This is a genomic window from Rhodococcus sp. EPR-134 (assembly GCF_001647205.1).
GTDB lineage: Bacteria > Actinomycetota > Actinomycetes > Mycobacteriales > Mycobacteriaceae > Rhodococcus_F > Rhodococcus_F qingshengii.
Genome location: NZ_LVCT01000681.1, coordinates 1 through 3,433, shown reverse-complemented (window position 1 = coordinate 3,433; position 3,433 = coordinate 1). Strand labels below are relative to the sequence as shown.

2 protein-coding genes are annotated in these 3,433 nt (G+C 63.5%); both read left to right on the top strand.

Annotation, left to right across the window (positions count from 1 at the left end; all coding sequences use genetic code 11):
• On the top strand, window positions 1–2,407 hold a 2,407-nt coding region (locus A2J01_RS29850), incomplete at its 5' end, for a serine hydrolase (RefSeq protein WP_064114174.1).
• Window positions 2,404–3,433 (top strand): M20/M25/M40 family metallo-hydrolase (locus tag A2J01_RS29845; protein WP_064114173.1); only part of this gene is annotated, 1,030 nt, incomplete at its 3' end. The genes A2J01_RS29850 and A2J01_RS29845, both read left to right, overlap by 4 nt.

Below are 3,433 nucleotides of genomic sequence, written 5' to 3'. Positions count from 1 at the left end.
CTTCTGCATCCGCAACCACGGCTCCACCGAACTGCACAAGGTCGATTTCGGATCAGGCTCCGTCTCACCACTTCTCACCGGCGAGCGGACAGTGGTCTCAGGCCTTGCCCTGACGTCCGGGCGAGCCGTCGTCGCGCTGGCAACGGCGACATCCTTCGGCGAGGTCGCCGTCATCGACCTCGAGACTCGTGCAGTCGAAACCGTCACCGAATTGAACACGGAACTGACAACTTCCGTCGCGTTTCCAGTCGCCTCCGAGCGTTGGTTCGACATCAGCGACGGCACCCGTGTTCAGGGTTGGATCCTGCGCGACCCGAACGTCACGGGCGCCGGTCCGCTGGTTCTGGACGTCCACGGCGGACCACACAATGCCTGGACCGGAACGCCGACCGTGATGCACGCATACCACGCGGAACTGGTCGCGCTGGGATTCACGGTCTTGATGATCAATCCGCGCGGAAGTGACGGCTACGGAAACGACTTCTTCGACGGTGTGCGGGACGGCTGGGGTGAGGCGGATCGTGCCGACCTGCTCGAACCGGTCGAAACCCTTGTCGCCGAGGGGATGGCCGATCCGAAGCAACTGGTACTCACGGGCTACAGCTACGGCGGATTCATGACGTGCGCCCTGACGTCCGTCACCGATCGGTTTGCCGTCGCAGTCGCCGGTGGTCTCGTTTGCGACATCGCGAACACAGCCGGCCCCTCGGACGAGGGCATCTTGCTGCAGACGGTCGAATTCGACCCGCAGTCATCTCGGGTACGGGAACTTTCGCCGCTGGGGCGAGTCTCCCAGGTGACGACACCGACGCTGATCCTTCACGGCGGCAGCGACGTCCGTTGCCCGGTCAACCAGGCCGAACAGTGGTTCGGTGGACTGCGTTTGGCCGGCACCCCGACCGAGTTGGTGGTTTTCCCGGACGCGTCACATGCCTTCGTGTTGACGGGTCGGCCGTCCCACCGACTGGAGTACAGCACTCGTCTCGTCGACTGGATCGAACGGCACCTCTCCCCCCAGCCCGCACTGACCACGGTCGATCCCGACTACTGGCAGTACCGACTCGACACCCTGAGTGCGAAGTACGGGGTACCCGGCGCCTCGCTGGGAATTCTGACCACAACCCGCAGCGGATTCGACCGCACCGTGATCACGTCCGGTGTCGTCAGTACCCGCACCGGCGTCGCGGCTACGCCCGACACGCTGTTCCAGATGGGTTCGATCAGCAAGGTCTGGACGGCCACCCTGATCATGCAGCTCGTCGAAGAAGGATTGCTGGATCTCGACTCACCTGTCCGGAACATCCTGCCGGACTTCGCAGTTGCTGACGCGGTAGCCACCGAAACGGTCACGACTCGCCACCTGTTGACTCACACCAGTGGCATCGACGGTGACGTTTTCATCGACGGCGGGCGCGGCGACGACTGCGTCGAGCGATACGTCGCATCACTGAAATCAACGGTGCAGCTCTTCGCCCCCGGCACCGATTGGTCGTACTGCAACACCGGCTTCGTGATCGCCGGACGAATCATCGAGGTTCTCCGAGGTAAGAGTTGGGACGCGGTTCTGCGCGAGCGGATCATCGAACCGCTCGGCCTGACCAAAACCACGACCCTGCCTGAGGAGACGGCACTGCACCGCGCTGCAGTCGGGCACGTCGGCGGTGCCGACGACCTCGAGCAGACACCACAGTTCCTCATCCCCCGCTCGATGGGCCCCGCCGGCCTCATCAACAGCACGGCCGAAGATCTACTCCTGTTCGCTCAGGACTCGATGCGCGAGGACCCGGTTCTCCTTCGGCGTTCCACTCATCTGGCGATGCTCGAGGAGCGCCGCCAGATCGGTGACGTGTCGTCAGCGGACATCATGGGAACCACGTGGTTGCTGCACAATTGGGGCGGTGTACTGGCTCATGGCCACAATGGCGGAACTCTCGGCCAGCAGTCGTTCTTGCGAGTGGTGCCGTCGTGCGGTCTAGCCGTGGTCCTGATGGCCAACGGTGGAGCAATGGACGCTCTCTCCGGCGATCTTCTGGCTGAAGTAATCGGTTCCATAGGCGGCGTCAGTGTGACACCGGCATTCTCGCCTGGTGACCCCCACACCCGCGTCACGTCCTCACCTGAAGAACTCGATGCGCTGTGCGGCCTGTACCGCGATGCCGCAGCCGATTTCGTCTTGGAAAGGACCGGCGGTTCCCTGACCGCCCGCCGCACCGATCACATCGACCCTTCGGTCACCGCCGAAAGCGCAGAGTCCGTCTCTCTCAGCCTGATCGAAGTTCACCCTGGAGTGTTCGGGACCCGACTCCCTCAATCAGCAGGTTGGATCCGGATCACTTTCTCCGACAACGGGAGTACACAATTGCTACACGTCGGAAGCCGCGCGTATCCGCGAGTGAACAACCGATGACCATTCTCCGCGATCTGGCCGAGCGCCAACTTCCTCAGATCCTCGAGGACGCCATCGCGCTCATCGAAGTCGAGTCGCCGTCACACGATCTCGAAGCTGTTGCCCGCAGCGCGAAGTGGACGTCAGATCTTGTCCACGAACGACTCGGCGTGACACCGGAGTCGATAGTGGCGGAAGGCCGAACCCATCTGGTGACCCGTTTCGGCAGCTCACCGACGCGGTTGATGCTGCTCGGTCATCATGACACCGTGTGGCCGATCGGCACCCTGACACGCCTGCCCGCAGCCGTCACCGACGGAGCGCTCCGAGGTCCGGGCGGACTCGACATGAAACTTGGTGTCGTTCAGGCAATCCACGCCCTCGCTATCGTCCGGGAGCTGCACGGCGACGATGCACTCGACGGAATCACACTCCTCGTGACCGGTGACGAAGAAATCGGTTCACCCACGTCGCGGTCCCTCATCGAGGAACTTGCGGCAGGCGCGGTACTGGTTCTCGAGGCCGGCGGTGACGGTGGCGAACTGAAGACTGTCCGCAAGGGGGTGTCGCTGTATCGGATCCATGTTGCCGGTCGCGCCGCCCACGCCGGGCTGGAGCCGGAAAAAGGCATCAACGCTGCAGTAGAACTGGCTCGTCTCGTGATCGCGATCAACGACTTGTCCTCGCCGGCACAGGCAACCACCGTCACCCCGACTGTCATTTCAGCCGGAACCACAACCAACACCGTTCCGGCAGAAGCCTTCGTCGACGTGGACGTGCGCGCAACCAGCGCCGCCGAGCAGGAGCGCGTCGATGCGAATATCCGAGCCCTGCAGGCAATCCACCCCGAAGCCGTAGTCACGGTCTCGGGTGGTGTCAACCGTCCACCTCTCGAAGCGACGATGTCCGCACCGTTGCTGGCGTTGGCGGAACGCGTTGCGCTCGAGCATGATCTGACTCCGCTCGTCGGCCTCGCCGTCGGCGGAGCCTCGGACGGAAACTTCACTGCCGGTATCGGTATCCCCACCCTCGACGGCCTCGGTGGCG